The organism is Streptosporangium sp. NPDC023825 (genome assembly GCF_040639575.1).
Taxonomy (GTDB): domain Bacteria; phylum Actinomycetota; class Actinomycetes; order Streptosporangiales; family Streptosporangiaceae; genus Streptosporangium.
In genome coordinates this window covers 86,076-102,881 of record NZ_JBFAAE010000030.1, presented here as the reverse complement: position 1 = coordinate 102,881, position 16,806 = coordinate 86,076, and the positions used below count along the sequence as shown (strand labels likewise).

Here is a 16,806-nt window from a genome sequence, read left to right as displayed (position 1 = left end):
CTGGCCGCCAGCGAGGCCGCCGTCCTCGCCCGGGTGGAGGCCCTGGAACGCTACGCGGGCCACGTGGCCGACGCCGAGCGGGCACTGCGCGCCCACGACCAGATCGAGGCGCTTCGCGCGAGGCTTCCCCGCTACGAGGAACTGCTGGCGGAGTCCGGGGCGGACGCCTTCGCCGTACCGGAGATAGGGAGGCTGGCCGAGGACGCCGGTCATCTCGAGCAGGCGCTGCGCGACAGCGTCCGCTCGGCGCACGAGGCGTTCCGCCACCTCGACGGCCCTGCCGCCACTTCCCCCGGCGGTCCCGGGTCCTTCGCGAGCGGGTTTTCCGCCTCCTCCGGCCGGCCTCCAGGCCGGGGGGACGGATCTCCCGCCCCCTCCCCCCGCGGGCCCGCCGATCCTTCCGGCGAGCCTCCGTCCCCCGCGAATCCGTCTTCTCCCGGAGACGCGGAGGAGTCCCCGGGCCGCTGAGACGTCGCGGTGGAGCCTTTCGGGGCCCGGCGACGGTCCGGGCGGGTCCCACCCTTGTCATGGATCGCGAAGAAGGCGAGGATAGCTCGCGTTCTTTGGAGGTAGCATGCGGATCCGCCTGGACGTGACCCTCGGCGTGGTCGTGCTCGTCGACGTGCTCCGGGTCTTCCTTCCGTCGCTGATCACGCTCTTCGGCCGGGCGGGAAGCACCCCCGCGGAGATGATGGGCCTGTACGCCGTCTCCTGGTTCGTGCTGGCCTTCCTCGCCGTCCCGCTGGCCAGGTCCGTCCGGCCGCCGCTGATCGCCCTCGGCGCCGCGGGCCTGCTGCTCCTGGCCAGGCTCGCGCTCCAGCTGACCGGCGGCGGGGACGTTCAGCTGTACGTGGCGAGCCTGGGCCTGCTGGCCGGGCTGGTCTGGCTGGTGGCGATCGCGATGAGCAGCATCGACGCCCGGCCCGTGATGGGCGGGTTGATCGTCGGCCTGGCCGCCTCCACGGTGATCCACGCGGCGTTGGACGGCATCGACCTGATGTGGCGGCCTGGAGCGGTCCCGTGGGTGCTGCTGCTGGTGGAGCTCCTGCTCTTCTGCGCGTTCACGGTCCGGGCCGAACCCCCGGACGAGGAGTACTCCGGGGCTCCCCGCGCCTGGCTGGCGGTCGGCCCCGCCCTGCTGCTCTGGGGTCTCCACACCGGCAACACCGCGCACGCCCAGGCTGCGACCGACTCCGCCCAGCAGGCCGCCGCCGTGATCGTGGCGGCGTTCGCGGTGGTGTCTGCGGCGCCCGCCGCGCTTCCGGTGCTGCGCCGCCCGCTCCTGCCCGCGGTCGCCCTGGTGGCCTCGGCGGTGGCGTTCACGCTGGGCAGGGCCACCGTGGACGGCGTCCACGGTGTGGCGCCCGGCTGGACGATCGTCGCGCAGATCGTCGGCCAGGTCGCGCTGGGAGCCTGCCTGGCGCACGCCGCGACGACCTTCGGCCGGGACCGGCCGGCCCGGCGGGGCCTGGCCGCGGCCGGGGGGATGCTGCTGTTCGTCGTGTTCGTCTTCGGCTACTACGCCGCCTACGACCTCTACCTGCCCAACGGGTGGGTGCCGGTCTGCGCGGCGCTCGTCGTCGCGCTCCTGGGCGTGGCGGGCAGCGCGGGCCTGCCGCGCCGTTCCTACGACCGGCGGTTCGCGGCCGCCGCCGTGGCCGCGGTCGCGCTGGTGGCGGCCGTTCCCCTGTGGCAGGGCACCCCGCCCCGCTGGGAGGGGCCGGGCGACGGGCTGCGGATCGCGGCGTACAACATCAGGATGGGCTACGGCGAGTCCGGCAGGCTCTCCCTGGAGCAGCAGGCCGACGCGATCAGGGAGCTGCGGCCGCACGTGGTGGTGCTGAGCGAGGCCGACAGGGGCTGGCTGCTCAACGGCGGCCACGACGGGGTGCGGCTGATCGCCGAGCGGCTGGACATGCACTACATCTGGGCCCCGGCGACCGACGAGGTCTGGGGCGACGCCCTGCTCACCACGCTGCCGATCACCACGGTGAGGAACCACGTGCTGGTCCAGGGCGGCCCGACCGGCGCCCAGGCGCTGGAGGTCGGGCTGCGGTGGCAGGGCCGGGACATCACCGTGATCGGCACCCACCTGCAGCCTCCGCCGGGCTGGCGCGAGCTCGACCAGGTCGAGCAGCTCGGGGGGATCGTCAGGAACGCCGCGGCGGGCGGCGCCCCGGTGGTCGTGGCCGGTGACCTCAACCTCCAGCCCGGTGACCCCGCCTGGCGGGTGCTGACCGGGGCGGGCCTGACCGACCCCCTCGCCCCGGTGAGGCCGTTCAACACCATCCCGTCCCGGAGCGGTCCGGCCGAGCAGATCGACCACGTGCTCGTCACCCCGGGTTTCACCGGAAAGGACCAGGCCAACCCGGATGTCCCGTACTCCGACCACCGCCCGGTCGCGGTCACCCTGGTCGCCGGGCCTTGATCGAGTCCGGCTGGGTAATGTCAGTCGCATGACGGGACAACCTGTACTGGTCTTCGACGGCGACTGCGGTTTCTGCACGACGAGCGTCCGGTTCGCCGAGCGCCGCGTCGGGGTGCGCGCCCGGGTCGTCCCCTGGCAGCTCGCGGACCTCCGGGCGCTGGGCGTGACCCGCGAGCGGGCCGAGCGTGAGGTCCTCTGGGTCGAGAACGGCCGGGTGTACGGCGGGGCGCAGGCGGTGGCCAGGCTGCTGATCTCCGCGGGTCTCCCGTGGAGCCCTCTGGGGTTCGTGCTGCGGATCCCGCCGTTCCGGTGGGCGGCCCGGGGGGTCTACCGGCTCGTCGCCGCCAACCGTCACCGCCTGCCGGGCGGCACCCCCGCCTGTGCCCTGCCCTCGCAGCCCTCGCGCTCCGGGCCCGCCGGCTCCCCCGTGATCCCGGCGCCCGTGCCTTCGGAGCCGATCCCGGCGCCCGCGCCTTCGGAGCGCCGATGAAGGGCGTCCTGCTCACCGGGTTCGAGCCGCTCGACGGCGCCGGCAACCCGTCGTGGGAGGCGATCAGGCTCGTGCCCGGGGTGCGTACCGCGCTGCTTCCCTGCGCGTTCGGCGGGGCGCTGGAGCACCTGCGCGCGGCGGTGGCGGAGCACGATCCGGCGGTGGTCGTGTGCGTCGGGCAGGCCGGAGGGCGGCCGGACGTGACGGTGGAGCGGGTGGCCGTCAACCTCGACGACGCCCGCATCCCCGACTGCGCGGGACGCCGGCCGATCGACGAGCCGGTGGTGCGCGGCGGTCCTGCCGCCTACTTCTCCACCCTGCCGGTGAAGGCGTGCGTGGCGGCGGCGCGAGCCGTCGGGGTCCCGGCGAGCGTCTCGCAGAGCGCCGGGACGTTCCTGTGCAACCACCTCTTCTACGGCCTCATGCACATGATCGCCACCGAGAGGCCGGCGATCCGCGGGGGGTTCGTACACGTGCCGTTCAGCCCCGAACAGGTCCTGGACGACGCCAGGCCCTCCATGCCCGTCACGGTGGTCGCCCAGGCGCTCACCGCGATCGTGACCACCGCCGTCTCGGTCTCTTTGGGCGGCGACCTCCGCCTGGTCGGCGGCTCCCTGCACTGAAGGCCCTTCGTGGTGGCCGGCTCCGGGGTCCGCGCCGAGGGCGACCTCAGCCCGATCGCCGGTTCCTCAGCCCGATCGCCGGCTCTTCTGCCGGGAGCCGCCGGCGGGGTGCCCGGTGCGGCCGTCCGCCCTCCCCGTACGGCCCCCTCAGAGCGGCACGCCGTACACCGTGCGACGGCCCGCGAACTCGCTCACGCTCCACAGCGTCCTCTTGTCGCGGACGCAGGTCAGGTCCTCCGGGCCCACCGGGTAGGGCCGCCTGCGCACCGTGTCGCCGACCACGATCAGGGTGCCGTTCCCGGTGGAGCCCGCGGTCTGGCTGAGGTACCAGGTGCCCTCGTGGGAGAGCGCGCCCTGGATCTTGCCCGCCGGCAGCTCGTAGGCGTCCACGGCCTTGACGACGCCGCCGCCGGGGGCGTTCAGGATTCCCGCCTCGGTCAGCGGCCAGCGGGCCACCCGTCCGACCGTGCCCGCGGTGTCGACGTACTCGCCGGAGATCAGGGTGTCGGGGGCGGTGCTGCGGTCGACGGCGGCGAAGGAGAAGCGGACGGTACCGCTGGTGGTGGTCCAGGCGTCGGTCTGCGGCATCACGTACCGGTAGCCGAACGCCTCGTAGACGTCGCCCTTCCTGCCGATGGTCTCCGTGCCGTTCCCGTCGATCTCGAAGATCTGCCGGGTGTCGAAGACCCGCAGGCCCCGGGTGGTGTCGGCGACGTACAGCAGGTTGCCGTACCAGGCGACGCCGCCGGCGTGGATGTTGATCGGCGCGATGTTCCCGTCGGCGCCGGCGCGGACGAGCAGGACGTGCCGGTAGCGGAGCGTCGCGGTGTTCAGGAAGCTCAGGCGCACGCCCCGCTCGGCCCCCGACGCCGGCGTGTGGTACCAGCTCACCACGAACGTGCTCCCGCCGATCCCGGCGTCGGAGGCGCAGGTCAGGCCCTGCGGGTACCACTCCCTGGTGGCGTTGTCCCCGGCGTCGAAGCTGTACCAGTCGACCGGTTTCGGCTTCATCGTGGCGAACGCCCCGGCGCCGGCCGACCCCTTCCTGGCCGCGACGCGGTTGGCCTTGGCCAGGACGGTGTCGAGGGATACCCGCTTGAGCTCCTTCTCCAGGATCTTGATCCCGGCCGCGAGGCCGCCACCGTCCCGCTTCAGCCCGAACGGCTCCGCCGACACGGCCTTCATCTGACTCATGAGGGGTCTCTCCCTGTCCGGTTCCGCCAGGATCGGCGGATCAAGATACGGAGTTCATGAGTATGCCGGTACTCAAATCCCTTTTGTAGTTAAAAAGGCCAGGTGTGGACGGGCTCCCCGGCCAGCGACAGCTCCCGGTACCGGCTCACCACGCGCGCCGCCGCGGCCTGGTCGCCGCCCTCGCGGGCCAGCGCCTCCCGCTGCCAGATCGCGCCGGTACGGCGGCGGGTCACGCGCTCCCGCACGATGTCCAGCGCCCATCTGGTCTCGTCCGGGTCCACGCCCATCCTGTCGAGCCCGGCCTCGGCGACCGGGAGCAGGTCCAGGGCGAGCCGCTCGGCCGGTATCTCCTCGCTCAGGCCCGGCCAGCTCATCGGCGCGTCCAGGCCGTGGATCGCGGCGCGGTAGAAGTTGCGGTAGGCCCCGGCGAAGGGGAACTCCTCCACCGGCCGGACGGCCAGGGCGGCGGTCAGCCCGAGCAGGAACGCGCTGTTGGCCGCCATGTCCGGCGCGCTCGGCCCCGCGGGCAGGGCGCGCATCTCCACCCGCAGGTGGCCTCCGTCACCGGGGTCGTAGACCGGCCGGTTCCACTGCCACACGGTGCCCTGGTGCAGCCGGAGCTCGGCCAGCTCGGGGACGCCGCCCGGCGTCTCCCGCACCGCCGAGGTCATCGGCAGCACCGGCTCGTAGTCGCGGACGCACGTCTCGAACATCTCCTCGATGCTCCGCACCCAGCCGGAACCGAACCCCACCCGGCGGTCCCTGCGGTCGAGCCGCTCCACGTCCCGGTCGTCGGCGGCCTCCTCGAACAGCGCGATCCTCGTCTCCTCCCACAGCCGCCTGCCCAGGAAGCCGGGAGAGTTCCCGCTGACCGCGAGGACCGGGCCGATGGCCAGCTGGGCGGCGTTGTAGACGCGGGCGAAGTCGGCGGGGGTCGTGCGGAGATGGACCTGCCAGGAGGTGTTGGCGCTCTCCAGGATCACCCCCTCGACCTCCAGCTCCAGCAGCTCGACGCCCTCGACGCGCACCCGGAACGGCTCCGTGCGCAGCCGCCGCATGCCCCTGGCCAGCGCCCGGTAGCGGCCCTCGCCGCTCAGCGCCTCGTGGGTGAAGTCGAACTCGCTCAGCGACGGCAGGATCCCGATCGCCACCGCCTGCCCGCCCTGCGTGGCGGCCGCCGCGTCCACCACGGCCATGATCTCCCGCATCTCGCGCACCAGGGCGCTGAACGGCCGCCCGGCGATCGGCAGCGGGGTCAGGTTGGCCTCCAGGTTGAACCTGCCCAGCTCCAGCGTGAGCCGGTCGTCGGCCGCGGCGTCCCGCACCTCGTGGTTACGGGGAAGCGGCCGCCCCTCGGGGGTTATCAGGAACATCTCCAGCTCGGCTCCGATGGTCGCGGGACCGGCGCCGAAACCCGGCCTCGCGAGCACCTCGCGGAGGGTGTCGAGCTGCTCCGCCAATTTCGCCCGGAAACGGAGGAACTCCGCCTCGGAGTAGCGGTCCTTGTCGACTTTCTGCCCCATCACACCGTCCGATCCGTTGACCCTTGTGCCCTCCCTCTCTCCCAGGTTGCCCGTTCTAATCAGAACGCACCGCCACCGGCGGCGCGCGCGGCGTTGCCGGAGGTCGTACGGCATCCGAGGCGGCCCGGACCCGCCCGGCCGGGCGGGTCCCCGACCGGGTCGAGCGGGCCTGCGGATCGCCCGCCGGAGGAGCGGATTCCGGCCGGATGAGGGGATTTCCGGCCGGAGGAGCGGGTCCGCGGATCTTTGGCCGGGCGGCCGGAACGGCCCACCGCTCGAACGGGCCCACCGAACGGACCGGCTCGCCGGACAAACCGGCCCACCGAACAAACCGGCTCACCGGCCGGACCGGCTCGCCGACCGAATAGGCTCACCGGCCAGACGAGCCTGCCGGCGGAGAGGGCCGGAGGCCGGGGCGAGGGAGTGTGCGCGGATGCGAGCGGTGGTCTTCGACGCCTTCGGGGCCGAGCCGGAGGTCCGGGAGGTGCCTGCCCCCGAGCCCCCGCCCGGCGGAGCGGTGATCCGCGTGGAGGCCACCGGCCTGTGCCGGAGCGACTGGCACGGCTGGCAGGGCCACGACCCCGACATCCGGGTCCTTCCTCACGTGCCGGGGCACGAGCTCGCCGGGGTCGTGGAGGCGGTGGGCTCCGGCGTCGCCTCGTGGCGGCCCGGCGACCGCGTGACCGTCCCGTTCGTCTGCGCCTGCGGGTCCTGCGCGGCCTGCCTGTCCGGTGATCAGCAGGTCTGCGAGCGCCAGACCCAGCCGGGGTTCACCCACTGGGGCTCCTTCGCCGAGTACGTGGCCGTCCACCACGCGGACGTGAACCTGGTGCGGCTCCCCGAGGAGATGGCCTTCTCCACCGCCGCCGGCCTGGGCTGCCGCTTCGCCACCTCGTACCGTGCCGTGACCGCCGTGGGCCGGGTGCGGCCGGACGAGTGGGTGGCCGTGCACGGCTGCGGCGGCGTGGGGCTGTCCGCCGTAATGATCGCCGCCGCGGCCGGGGCCCGGGTGATCGCCGTGGACGTCTCGGCGGGCGCCCTGGAGCTGGCCCGGCGGTTCGGCGCCGTCGCCTGCGTCGGCGCCGAACCGCCCGAGGCCGATGTCGCCGCGCGCGTCAGGGAGCTGACCTCGGGCGGTGCCCACGTCTCCATCGACGCCCTCGGCGGTCCCGAGACGTGCGTGGCGTCGATCGAGAGCCTGCGCCGCCGGGGACGCCACGTCCAGATCGGCCTGCTGCCCGGACTCACCCCGCTCCCGATGGGCCGGGTGATCGGTTACGAGCTCGAACTCCTCGGCAGCCACGGCATGGCCGCCCACGCCTACCCGGCGATGCTGGAGGCCGTCGCCGACGGCACCCTGAGTCCGGACGCGCTGGTCACCCGCTCCATCGGCCTGGACGAGGCGGGAGCCGCGCTCGCCTCGATCGGCTCCGTTCCCGGGGTCACGATGATCCTGCCGTCCCGGCGCTGACGGGTCCGCCGGGCCCTCGGTCCTCCGGTGGATCAGGTCAGGCGGCGGACCTGGAGGTTCGCGCCCCACCTGCCGACGGCCTCGTCGTCGGCGAAGGCCAGGGCCCTGAGCATGTTCCCCCCGTCGCTGATCTCGACGTTGCGGCGCAGGCGCCGGTTCAGCGGCTCCGGCAGCCTGGTGGTGTTCGCCTCGACGGTGTCGCCGTAGAACGGGGCGAAGGCCACCCCGGCGAATCCGGTGCGGCGCAGCAGGGCCGGTACGGTCTCGGCCGAGTAGAACATCAGGTGGTTCCTCGTGAAGCCGTTCCAGCCGCTGCCGTATGCCTTGAGCTGCAGGGAGGCGGCGTTCACGGTGAGGACGAGCAGCACCCCGCCGGGGGCGAGCAGGGCACGGAAGCGCCTGAAGTCGTCGAGCGGGCGGGGCAGGTGGGCCAGGACCGACCAGAGGGTGATCACGTCGAAGCCCCCCGCGGCGACCTCCGGGACGTCCTCGGGGGCCCCGAGGTGGGCCCTCGCGCCGGTGAGGCGCTCGTTGGCGGCGGCCACGGAGTCGGGTGAGAGGTCGATCCCGACCGCGTCGAAGCCGCGCTGCTCGGCGAGCTGCAGGAAGAGACCGGTGCCGCAGCCGAAGTCGAGCAGCCTGCGCCCCTGCCCCGAGGAGAAGACAGGGCCGAAGGCGTCCATCGTCAGCCGGTAGCGCCGCTGCCGGTTGGCCGCGTACTTCCCGGTCAGGAATCCGCTGTAGCCGGTGGCGTACAGGTCGCCCAGCCGGTCGGGCCGGATGTTGGGGTTGCGGTAGAGGAAGCCGCACGTCGGGCAGCGCACCACCCGGTAACTCCACCCCCGCCTGTCGCCGGCCGGCTGGAACATCGGCTGCTGGCGCGTCTCCCCGCACAGGTGGCAGGTGACGAACTCCTCGATCTCCCCCAGGAGCGTCCGTTCCCGGTAGTCCTGGAACCTCATGACCGGGGCCCGGCGAACTCTCAGGCGCCACTGGATCTCGCGGGCGAGCCTTTCCCCGGGGCGGACATAAACCCGCTGCCCCCAGGGGACCCGGTCGTAGCGGGAGCCGTACACGACCCGCGAGAGCGTTCGTCTGACGGACACCACGGCCATCCCTTCACCAGGACCTTCCCAAAAGGAGGGTTCCTATCAAAAGTGACACGACCCCATCAATGACTCAACCGCTGTTTCGTATCGGCGCCTTCAGGTATTCCAAGAGGCCGGGCAGGAAATTCCCTTTCCGGAAAAGGACAGAAAGCAAAATGGATGCCATCTCCACCAAAGCCGACATAGCACTTTAAATAACCTTATTAACTACTAAAGGGGTGATAGCGTAGTTGACCATGCGCCCAGAAGACCTCGCCCTGCTCAACGTCCCCGGCAGTGTCACGCTCCACGGTGACCTCCTCCTCGTCGACGTGGCCCGGCCCGACCTGGAGGCCGACGCCTACCGGGGAAGCCTGTGGCGGGTGCCGCCGGACGGTCCGCCCGTCCGGTTCTCCTTCGGCGAGCGCGACAGCGCGCCGCGCATCTCCCCCGACGGCGCCCAGGTCGCCTTCCTGCGCGCCGGCGGCGACGGCGACGGCGCCCCGCAGCTGTACGTGATGCCCACCGGCGGAGGCGAGGCGAGGCCGATCACCGATCTGCCGCTGGGCGCGGGCGTCCCGGCCTGGGCGCCGGACTCGCGCCGGATCGCGTTCGTCGCCCGGGTCGCCGAACCCGGCCGGTACGGCACCGAGGAGGGGGTGGGCGCCGAAGCCGAGGCGCCCCGCCGGATCACCGGACTGCGCCACCGGACCGAGGGGGTCGGCTTCACCTTCGACCGGCCGCAGAGCCTGTTCGTGGTCAACGCCCTCGCCGACGTCCCGCGGCCGGTCCGGCTGACCGAGGGACCCTACGACGTGGAGTCTCCCGCCTGGACGCGGGACGGCGAGCACGTGCTGGTCTCGGCCCCCCGCGACCTCGACGGCGAGAGCCTGCACACGGACGTGTACGCGGTCCCGTCCGGCGGGGGCGCCCCGGTCCTCGCGGTGCGCAGCGACGGCTCCGCCGAGCATCCCGTCGCCCTGCCGGGCGGGGAGGTGCTCTACCTCGGCACGGAGTTCTCCGGCATCGACGCGGTCGCCCGCAACACGGGCCTCTACCGCGCGCCGCTGCGGATCGGCGAGAGCGGCGAGGGCGGCGAGGGTGGCGAGGGTGGCGAGGTGGCGGCCGGGACCCGGCTGACCGAGGAGGAGTCGGTGGACTGCGAGCCATTGCCCCCCGTACCCCGGGAGGACGGCGTCCTGGTCGCGGTGCGGGTGCGCGGCGCGGTCGAGCTGCGCCTGGTCCCCTCCGGCGCCGTCGGCGCGCCGCTGGAGAAGCTCGCCCTCGTCCTGGGTGAGCGGGCGCGCGTCAAGGCGTTCACCACCTGCGGGGAGCGGATCGTCGCGGTGCTGTCCACGCCCGCGAGTCCCGGCGAGGTGGTCACCCCCGACGGGACGCTGACCGGCTTCTCGGGCCCTCTCCCCGGGATCAGGCCGCTGCGCGAGATCACCGCCGTCTCCGCCGACGGCTACCCGGTCCACGGCTGGCTGGCCCTGCCCGAGGGCGACGGGCCGCACCCGGTCCTGCTGAACGTGCACGGCGGCCCGTTCCACCACCACGGATGGGCGTTCCTGGACGAGACCCAGGTCTACACGGGAGCCGGGTACGCGGTGGTCCTGCCCAACCCGCGCGGCTCCTGCGGGTACGGCCAGGCGCACGGCCGCTCGGTGGTCGGCGCGCTGGGCGGCGTGGACGCCGACGACGTGCTCGCCCTGCTGGACGCGGCGCTGGCCGACCCCGCGTGCGACGGCGGGCGGGTGGGCGTGATGGGCGGCTCCTACGGCGGCTTCATGACGAGCTGGCTGGCCGCCCGCCACGGGGACCGGTTCAGGGCCGCCTGGAGCGAGCGCGCGGTCAACGCCTGGGACTCCTTCACCGGCTCCTCCGACATCGGCTGGTACTTCGCCGAGGCCTACTGCGGCCCCGACCCGGAGGCCCAGCGGGCGATGAGCCCGCTCTACCAGGCCGGCCGGATCACCCTGCCGTTCGCGGTGGTCCACTCCGAGGACGACATCCGCTGCCCGGTCGAGCAGGCGCAGCGGATGTTCGTCGCGCTGCGCCGCAACGGCGTCCCCGCCGAGCTCCTGCTCTTCCCCGCCGGGGGGCACGAGCTCACGCGCGGCGGCCGTCCGAGGCACCGTCTGCAGCGCTTCGAGGCCGTCCTGGAGTGGTGGTCGCGCCACCTGTCCTGACGCCGGCGTACGAGACCCGGTGAGACCGGGGCGCCGGGGCCTCTGGCTTCGGGTCCCGGCACCGGCCAGGACGGACACCGGCCGGGACGGACAGGGTCAGGCCAGGCAGGTCAGGGGCTTGCCCCCGTTGTAGTCGATCATCTCCAGCATCGCGGTGACCAGGTCGATCTGCCCGCCCGGGGGCAGCCCGTCCAGCTCGGCGTAGGCCCGGTGCAGGTTGCCGACGATGCGCTCGGGGTCGAGCAGTCCCGCGTACTCCCCGAGGTCGGTCTCGCGCGCGGTCTCCAGCGGGGACAGCCCGGCCTGCCTGCCGCGTTCGGCGGTGGCGAGCACGAACCGCAGATAGCCCTGCACGTGGTCGATGATCTCCGGGCCGCACACCTCGCCGTGTCCCGGGACGATCGTCTCCGCGCCCAGCGCCCGCAGCTCGTCGAGCGCCGCGATGGCCCCGGTCACCGAACCCATCATCACGAACGGCGTGCCGCCGTTGAACACCAGGTCACCGGCGAACAGCAGCGACCGCTCGGGGATCCACACGATCGAGTCGTTGGTCGTGTGGGCCGGGACGCCGATGTGCCGTACCTCGCAGCGCAGCTCGTCGGAGTAGACGGTCACCCCGTCGGTGTAGGTGAGGAACGGCGGACGGGCCTCCAGGTTGCCCCAGTCGACCTCGGTCCAGGCCAGCTTCAGGTAGTCGGGGATCCCCTCGGCGATGATCATCTCCCTGGTCCGCTCGTGCCCGACGATCGTCGCCTCGGGGAAGGCGGAGTTGCCGAAGGTGTGGTCACCGTGGTGGTGGGTGTTGACCAGCGTCGTGATCGGCCGGTCGGTGACCGACCTGATGGCCTCGCGGTAGGCGAGCGTGCGGCGTTCGGTGGAGCAGGAGTCCACACTGATCACTCCGCGGCGGCCGACGAGGAAGCCCGTGTTGTTGATCCACCAGCTTCCGTCGGGCTGCAGGTAGGTGTAGATCCCGTCGGAGACCTCCTGGACGCGCGCCGGAGGCAGGGGATGGTCGTGTCGCGATGAACTCATACCTGGGATTGTCGGGCCTGCATCCACCACTAGTCATACCGAATGAGGTCTTTTGAGGTTTTTAGACCTATTTCACAGGTAAAAGTGCACGCTCGTCTCCCGGCCGTCACGATCTTCCTACGGGCGGGGCGCGACAGATCCGGCCCTCGGGCCGGTTCGGCGTTCACACGTCGCCGGGGCCGAAGGGAGGGAAGTACGGCTCGTCGGGGCGGGTGACCCGCAGGCCGGGATTCCGCTGGACGGCGATGCCGACGTCGACGTCGGCATCGCCGTACACGACGAGCTCGGCGAGATGAGCAAGGGGCGGCAACACCCCGAAGTCACCGTGCGCCAGAGCGAGGGACTCCAGGCCCACGTGAGGGCGTCGGAGCCGCACAGCACCCGCCGCCACGACGGTGAGAGGCCGTGCCAGAAATCCTCCCAGGTGTACTCGGCGTCCAGGGCGTTCTCGTAACCGGCCATCGACGTCCTCCGTCCTCCCAGCGCTGGAACGAGCCTGTGACCCACACGATCGAGGGTGGCACGAGCTCCCGGAAACCGGCACCGCCGCCGTCCCGGCCCCCTCAGGTCAGACCTCCACGAGGACCGAAGGTCGTTCTCGGGCGGCGGAGGTCTCCTGGGTGTCAGCTTGGCCGGCGCCAGTAGGCGAGCGACCCGCTCGTGGCCTTGACCACGCGCGGGACGGACTCGCTCTCAGGCCAGATCTGCAGCAGGTAGTGGTCGATGACCTCGCTCGAAGTGTCCACCTCCGCGGCCTCGTCCATGTTCCGGGCGTGGTAGCGCAACCGGTACCACCCCGGTCCCGCGGGCAGTTCGGGAAGCTCGTGGAGCTTTCCCCCCCACTCGTGCAAGGAGACCCGCCCGGCCTCGGACTCGAAGCCGATCTCCACGATGTCCTCGTAGCCGTCGGAGTCCGCTCCCGGGTCGTGGGCGGCCACCGTCACCGAGAAGCCGACCGTGCCCGTGTGCAGGCCGGTGAGCAGAAAGGCGCAGCCGTCCGCCACCCGTATGATCCCGACAGGGTGCGCGGGATGGTCGTCGAGCAGGTCCTCCGGGCCCATGGCGTCATCGGTCTCGTCGACGAGGTACGCCTGCCGGTAGGAGACACGCACGTCGAATGACACGCTGCGAGAATCGGTCATGAGCGGCAAGCCTACGATCGTGAACCGACATTTCCCGGCCGGTGCCGGGAAATCCACGTGAGCCTTCCGCGGACCGAAGGCTGCCTCATGCGGCCGGTCGGCGGTGGCATACGAGCGCCGTAGCCGGACCGTCAAAAGAACCGGAGGGCGAAGACCTTCCCCCGTCCCCGTACGGACCCGGCACCGGACTCCCACCGGACTCGCGGATGTCCCGCGATCGCCGCCGGTGTAAGAATCGAAACATGGCGGAACTCAACGGGACACCGGTGACCTCGGAAGCCTTACGGGCGCTGGCCCTCCTCAACTACGGCCATTTCACGTCCATGCGTGTTCAGGATCGGCGGACAAGGGGATTCTCCCACCACCTGGACCGTCTCTCGAACGACTGCCGGCTCCTGTTCGATGTGAGCCTGGACAGGGAACGGGTCCGCGAGTTCGTCCGGCACGCGGTCGGGGGGCAACGCGGGGCGTTCGTGGTCCGGGTGACCGTTTTCGACCCAGATCTTGATCTTGGGCACCCCGTGTCCACCGCGGAACCGAGCGTGCTGGTCACCACCCGGCCGGCCATGCCGTTGCCCCCTTCTCCGATTCGCGTGCGAACGGTCGGCCACCGGCGTGACCTGCCGGAGGTGAAGCACGTCGGATTGATGGGATCGCTGTGGCACCGGCGGCAGGTTCAGATGCGGGGATACGACGACGCGCTCTTCGTCGACGACGCCTCCTTCATATCCGAAGGGGCGACGTGGAACATCGGTTTCTTCGACGGGGAGCGGGTCGTCTGGCCGGACGCGGAAATGCTGCCGGGGATAACGATGAGGCTGCTGGACCAGGTTCACGACAATACGACGACCGCACCGGTGAACATCCGCGACGTCCCCGCCATGCGGGCCGCGTTCGCCACGAACACGACGATAGGCGTGCGAGCGATCAGCGCCGTCGACGGCACGAACCTGGCCGACGACCACCCTGTTTTCGAGACACTCCGGAAGGAGTACGAGGAGATCCCGCCGGAACGGCTGTAACAGCCGTCCCCGTCCCCACCGGGACCGGCGGAGACCGGGACGAACCGGTTGAAGACAGCGGTCGCAGGGTGGAGTCCAGGGCATTGAAGATCCGGAGGTTTGACATGGAGTACGTGCGCCTGGGGTCCACCGGGATGAAGGTGTCGAGGGTCTGCCTCGGCATGATGAGCTACGGCGATCCCGCCAAATGGGGCGAGTAGGTGCTGGACGACGCCGTCGCGATCAACAACACCCTCAACGTGATCCGCAAGGTCGTTCACCTCGACGACGGGACTTCCACGCCCGCATAGGTGTTGGTCACGAGCAAGTCCGCGCGACGCCACACGCGATGAGTGATGCCATCAGGGCGGTGAAGGAGCAGCGCCAGGCCGAAGGCGAGAAGTGATGGGCCGCCGGGCCAGAAGCCGCTTCGCACGTTCTCTTGACCTTGCTTGCCTTCGTTCGGCCTCGGCCCCCGGTCACCGAGAGAGTCCATCTCACCCGAAGGGCCTTATCGCGTTGTCGTCAGCAGGGGAGGGATTGCTCGGTCCAGATGCATTTGCCGTCTTGGAGGTAGCGGGCGCCCCAGCGCCGGGAGAGGGCGGCCACCAACTGCAGGCCCCGGCCGCCTTCGTCGGTGTAGGAGGCGTGGCGGATGCGCGGGGTGCTGAGGCTGCCGTCGTAGACCTCGCAGATCAGGGAGCGGCTGCGCAGCAGGCGCAGGCATATGGGGCCCTTTGCGTGCCGGATCACGTTGCCGATGAGCTCGCTGACCAGAAGTTCGGTGGTGATCGTCAGATCGTCCAGTCCCCAGACGGCCAGCTGTTTGCGGACATATTTGCGGGCCTGTCCGGCTGCTCTGGGATCGTCGGGGAGGCTGCAGGTGGCGACATCGTCGGCGGCGGTACCGCGGGTGTGGACGATGAACAGGGCGGCGTCATCGTCGGTCTGTTCACGGGCGGGCAGCAGCGCCGAGACGACCGTGTCGCAGAGATCCTCCAGGCAGCCGACGTCGTCGCCCTGGCGTCCTGACCAGAGGTGCGGAATGCGGGGCACGGCCTGGGCCACGATCCGGCGGAGCTGGGCCAGGCCCTTGTCGACGTCGCGGGTGGCGGATTCGACGAGGCCGTCGGTGCAGAACACCAGCAGGCTCTCCTCGGGCAGGTGCAATTCGTGGATCTCGAAGGGCGGTTCCGCGGCGCCCAGCGGCGGGTCGGCGGCCAGGTGGGGGCACAGCACGGTGCCGTCGGGATGGACGATGACCGGTGGGGGATGGCCGGCCAGGCAGAACGTACAGGTCCGGGTGGTGGGATCGAAGACGGCGTACAGGCAGGTGGCGTAGAAGTCGTCACCGAGGTCGCTGACCAGATCGTTGAGGTGGCCGAGCAGTTCGTCGGGGGGCAGGTCGAGGTCGGCGAGGGTGCGTACAGCGGTGCGCAGGCGACCCATGGTGGCCGCTTCGGTGATGCCGTGTCCCATGACGTCGCCGATCACCATGGCGACCCGGTCACCGGACAGCGGGATCAGGTCGTACCAGTCGCCGCCCACCTCCTCGCCCCGGCCCGCGGGCAGGTAGCGTGCGGCGGCGCAGGCGACGGGGAGACGGGGAAGCTCCCGGGGAAGCAAGCCGCGCTGCAGTTCCTGTGCGCGGGCGTGTTCCACGTCGTACAGCCGGGCCCGTTCCAGCGCCTGGCCGACCAGACCGCTCAAGGCCGTCAGCAGGGTGCGCTCCTCGTCGCTGAAGACACGCTCCCGGGTGAACGACACCACACACGAGCCGATGGACCGCCCGGAGGCGATCATGGGCAGGAACGCCCAGGCGTTCTTCGGTGACGCCTTCCCCACGCTCTCCATCGTTGGATAACGCCGGCAATACTCCGCTTCCGATCCGATGAACCGGGGAGTACCGGTCCCCAGCACATCGGTCACCGGGAGGGTTTCGGTGAGCGGGAGCCGGTCGACAAGACTGAGGAATTCCTGTGGGTACCCGGCGGCGCCGACCACATCCAGCCGGCCGCCTTCGATCAGCCAGACCACGAGCCCGTCGGCACGGAACGGAGGCAGGACATGGTCCGCGACGGCCTGCACGACGTCCCGGGTGGTGACGGCCTCGGCGAGCGCCACGGTCAGCTCGCCCATCCGGACCGTCCGCTCGGACCCGGCCGCCGAAGTAAGGCCTGGCTCCGTGCCGGGCAAGCCTTCCAGGCGCGCAGCGGCCCATGCTGCTACCGCACCGAGAAAGGACCGCTGTTCGTCATCCGGCTCGGCGGGCCCTGCCGTGAGCACGGACAACACCCCGACCGGCCCATCGGCACCCGGGAGGGGCAATGCCGCCGTGCCGGTTGCCCCGATCCCCAAGCTGTCCCCGCCCACCCAGACGTAGCCACCACGCCGCACGGCGCGTGTGGGCGCCACGTCCTGCACGGTACGAAGATCCGCCCACGCCTCGGCGGCCTCCGGGAGAAGCCCCCTGGCCGCCGCCAGACGCAGGCAACCGGTAGCGGAATCGCACCTGTGCACGAGGGCGCCCAGGCCGCCCAGTCCCGTCGTCGCCTGCTGGAGAGCCAGCGTCAGCGTCTGCGCGCTCCACTGCCCTTCGTCCGAGGTCCCCATAACGCC

The 16,806-nt window shown here is 71.7% G+C and carries 13 protein-coding genes and 1 pseudogene; 7 read left to right on the top strand and 7 right to left on the bottom strand.

Annotated elements, in window-relative coordinates; translation table 11 throughout:
- From AB0G15_RS25020 to pcp, 4 genes and pseudogenes are all read left to right on the top strand, one after another.
- A pseudogene (locus AB0G15_RS25020) lies at positions 1–468 on the top strand (hypothetical protein); the annotation flags it as partial.
- Between the two features lie 106 nt (positions 469–574).
- Positions 575–2,428 (top strand): endonuclease/exonuclease/phosphatase family protein, encoded by a 1,854-nt coding sequence (locus AB0G15_RS25015; RefSeq protein WP_362844112.1) that lies wholly within the window; start codon positions 575–577, stop codon positions 2,426–2,428.
- A 28-nt stretch (positions 2,429–2,456) separates the two neighbouring features.
- Positions 2,457–2,918, top strand: coding sequence for a DUF393 domain-containing protein (locus AB0G15_RS25010; protein WP_362844110.1), 462 nt, complete (start codon positions 2,457–2,459; stop codon positions 2,916–2,918).
- The gene (gene pcp, locus AB0G15_RS25005) at positions 2,915–3,541 is read left to right on the top strand and encodes a pyroglutamyl-peptidase I (RefSeq protein WP_362683702.1); all 627 of its coding nucleotides are present in this window, start codon (positions 2,915–2,917) and stop codon (positions 3,539–3,541) included. Before AB0G15_RS25010 ends, pcp begins: the two co-directional genes overlap by 4 nt.
- A 147-nt stretch (positions 3,542–3,688) precedes the next feature.
- Here the strand turns inward: pcp and AB0G15_RS25000 are convergent, their stop codons facing one another.
- Both AB0G15_RS25000 and AB0G15_RS24995 read right to left on the bottom strand, forming a co-directional pair.
- Positions 3,689–4,735, bottom strand: coding sequence for a hypothetical protein (locus tag AB0G15_RS25000; RefSeq protein WP_362844108.1), 1,047 nt, complete (start codon positions 4,733–4,735; stop codon positions 3,689–3,691).
- An 89-nt stretch (positions 4,736–4,824) separates the two neighbouring features.
- Positions 4,825–6,258, bottom strand: a complete 1,434-nt coding sequence (locus tag AB0G15_RS24995) for a glutamate--cysteine ligase (protein WP_362844105.1) — start codon at positions 6,256–6,258, stop codon at positions 4,825–4,827.
- A 433-nt stretch (positions 6,259–6,691) separates the two neighbouring features.
- On the opposite strand from AB0G15_RS24995, the gene AB0G15_RS24990 reads away from it, so the two are divergent.
- Positions 6,692–7,729 (top strand): alcohol dehydrogenase catalytic domain-containing protein, encoded by a 1,038-nt coding sequence (locus tag AB0G15_RS24990; RefSeq protein WP_362844102.1) that lies wholly within the window; start codon positions 6,692–6,694, stop codon positions 7,727–7,729.
- A gap of 32 nt (positions 7,730–7,761) precedes the next feature.
- On the opposite strand, the gene AB0G15_RS24985 is transcribed toward AB0G15_RS24990, so the two are convergent.
- The gene (locus tag AB0G15_RS24985) at positions 7,762–8,835 is read right to left on the bottom strand and encodes a class I SAM-dependent methyltransferase (RefSeq protein WP_362844099.1); all 1,074 of its coding nucleotides are present in this window, start codon (positions 8,833–8,835) and stop codon (positions 7,762–7,764) included.
- A gap of 239 nt (positions 8,836–9,074) precedes the next feature.
- Here AB0G15_RS24985 and AB0G15_RS24980 point away from each other — a divergent pair, with 239 nt between their 5' ends.
- Positions 9,075–11,009 (top strand): S9 family peptidase, encoded by a 1,935-nt coding sequence (locus AB0G15_RS24980; protein ID WP_362844097.1) that lies wholly within the window; start codon positions 9,075–9,077, stop codon positions 11,007–11,009.
- 96 nt (positions 11,010–11,105) lie between these two features.
- Here AB0G15_RS24980 and AB0G15_RS24975 read toward each other — a convergent pair whose 3' ends face one another.
- The 3 genes from AB0G15_RS24975 to AB0G15_RS24965 form a co-directional block, all read right to left on the bottom strand.
- On the bottom strand, positions 11,106–12,044 hold the full coding sequence (locus AB0G15_RS24975) for an MBL fold metallo-hydrolase (RefSeq protein ID WP_362844094.1): 939 nt from the start codon (positions 12,042–12,044) through the stop codon (positions 11,106–11,108).
- Positions 12,045–12,207: 163 nt separating this feature from the next.
- On the bottom strand, positions 12,208–12,399 hold the full coding sequence (locus tag AB0G15_RS24970; protein ID WP_362844091.1) for a hypothetical protein: 192 nt from the start codon (positions 12,397–12,399) through the stop codon (positions 12,208–12,210).
- A 268-nt stretch (positions 12,400–12,667) separates the two neighbouring features.
- A complete protein-coding gene (locus AB0G15_RS24965; RefSeq protein ID WP_362844089.1) occupies positions 12,668–13,168 on the bottom strand; it encodes a hypothetical protein in 501 nt (166 codons plus the stop codon).
- A 260-nt stretch (positions 13,169–13,428) separates the two neighbouring features.
- Between AB0G15_RS24965 and AB0G15_RS24960 the strand changes: the two genes are divergently transcribed.
- Positions 13,429–14,208 (top strand): aminotransferase class IV family protein, encoded by a 780-nt coding sequence (locus AB0G15_RS24960; RefSeq protein WP_362844087.1) that lies wholly within the window; start codon positions 13,429–13,431, stop codon positions 14,206–14,208.
- A gap of 504 nt (positions 14,209–14,712) precedes the next feature.
- On the opposite strand, the gene AB0G15_RS24955 is transcribed toward AB0G15_RS24960, so the two are convergent.
- Entirely contained in the window at positions 14,713–16,326 is a 1,614-nt protein-coding gene (locus AB0G15_RS24955; RefSeq protein ID WP_362844084.1) for a SpoIIE family protein phosphatase, read from the bottom strand.
- Positions 16,327–16,806: the final 480 nt, after the last annotated feature.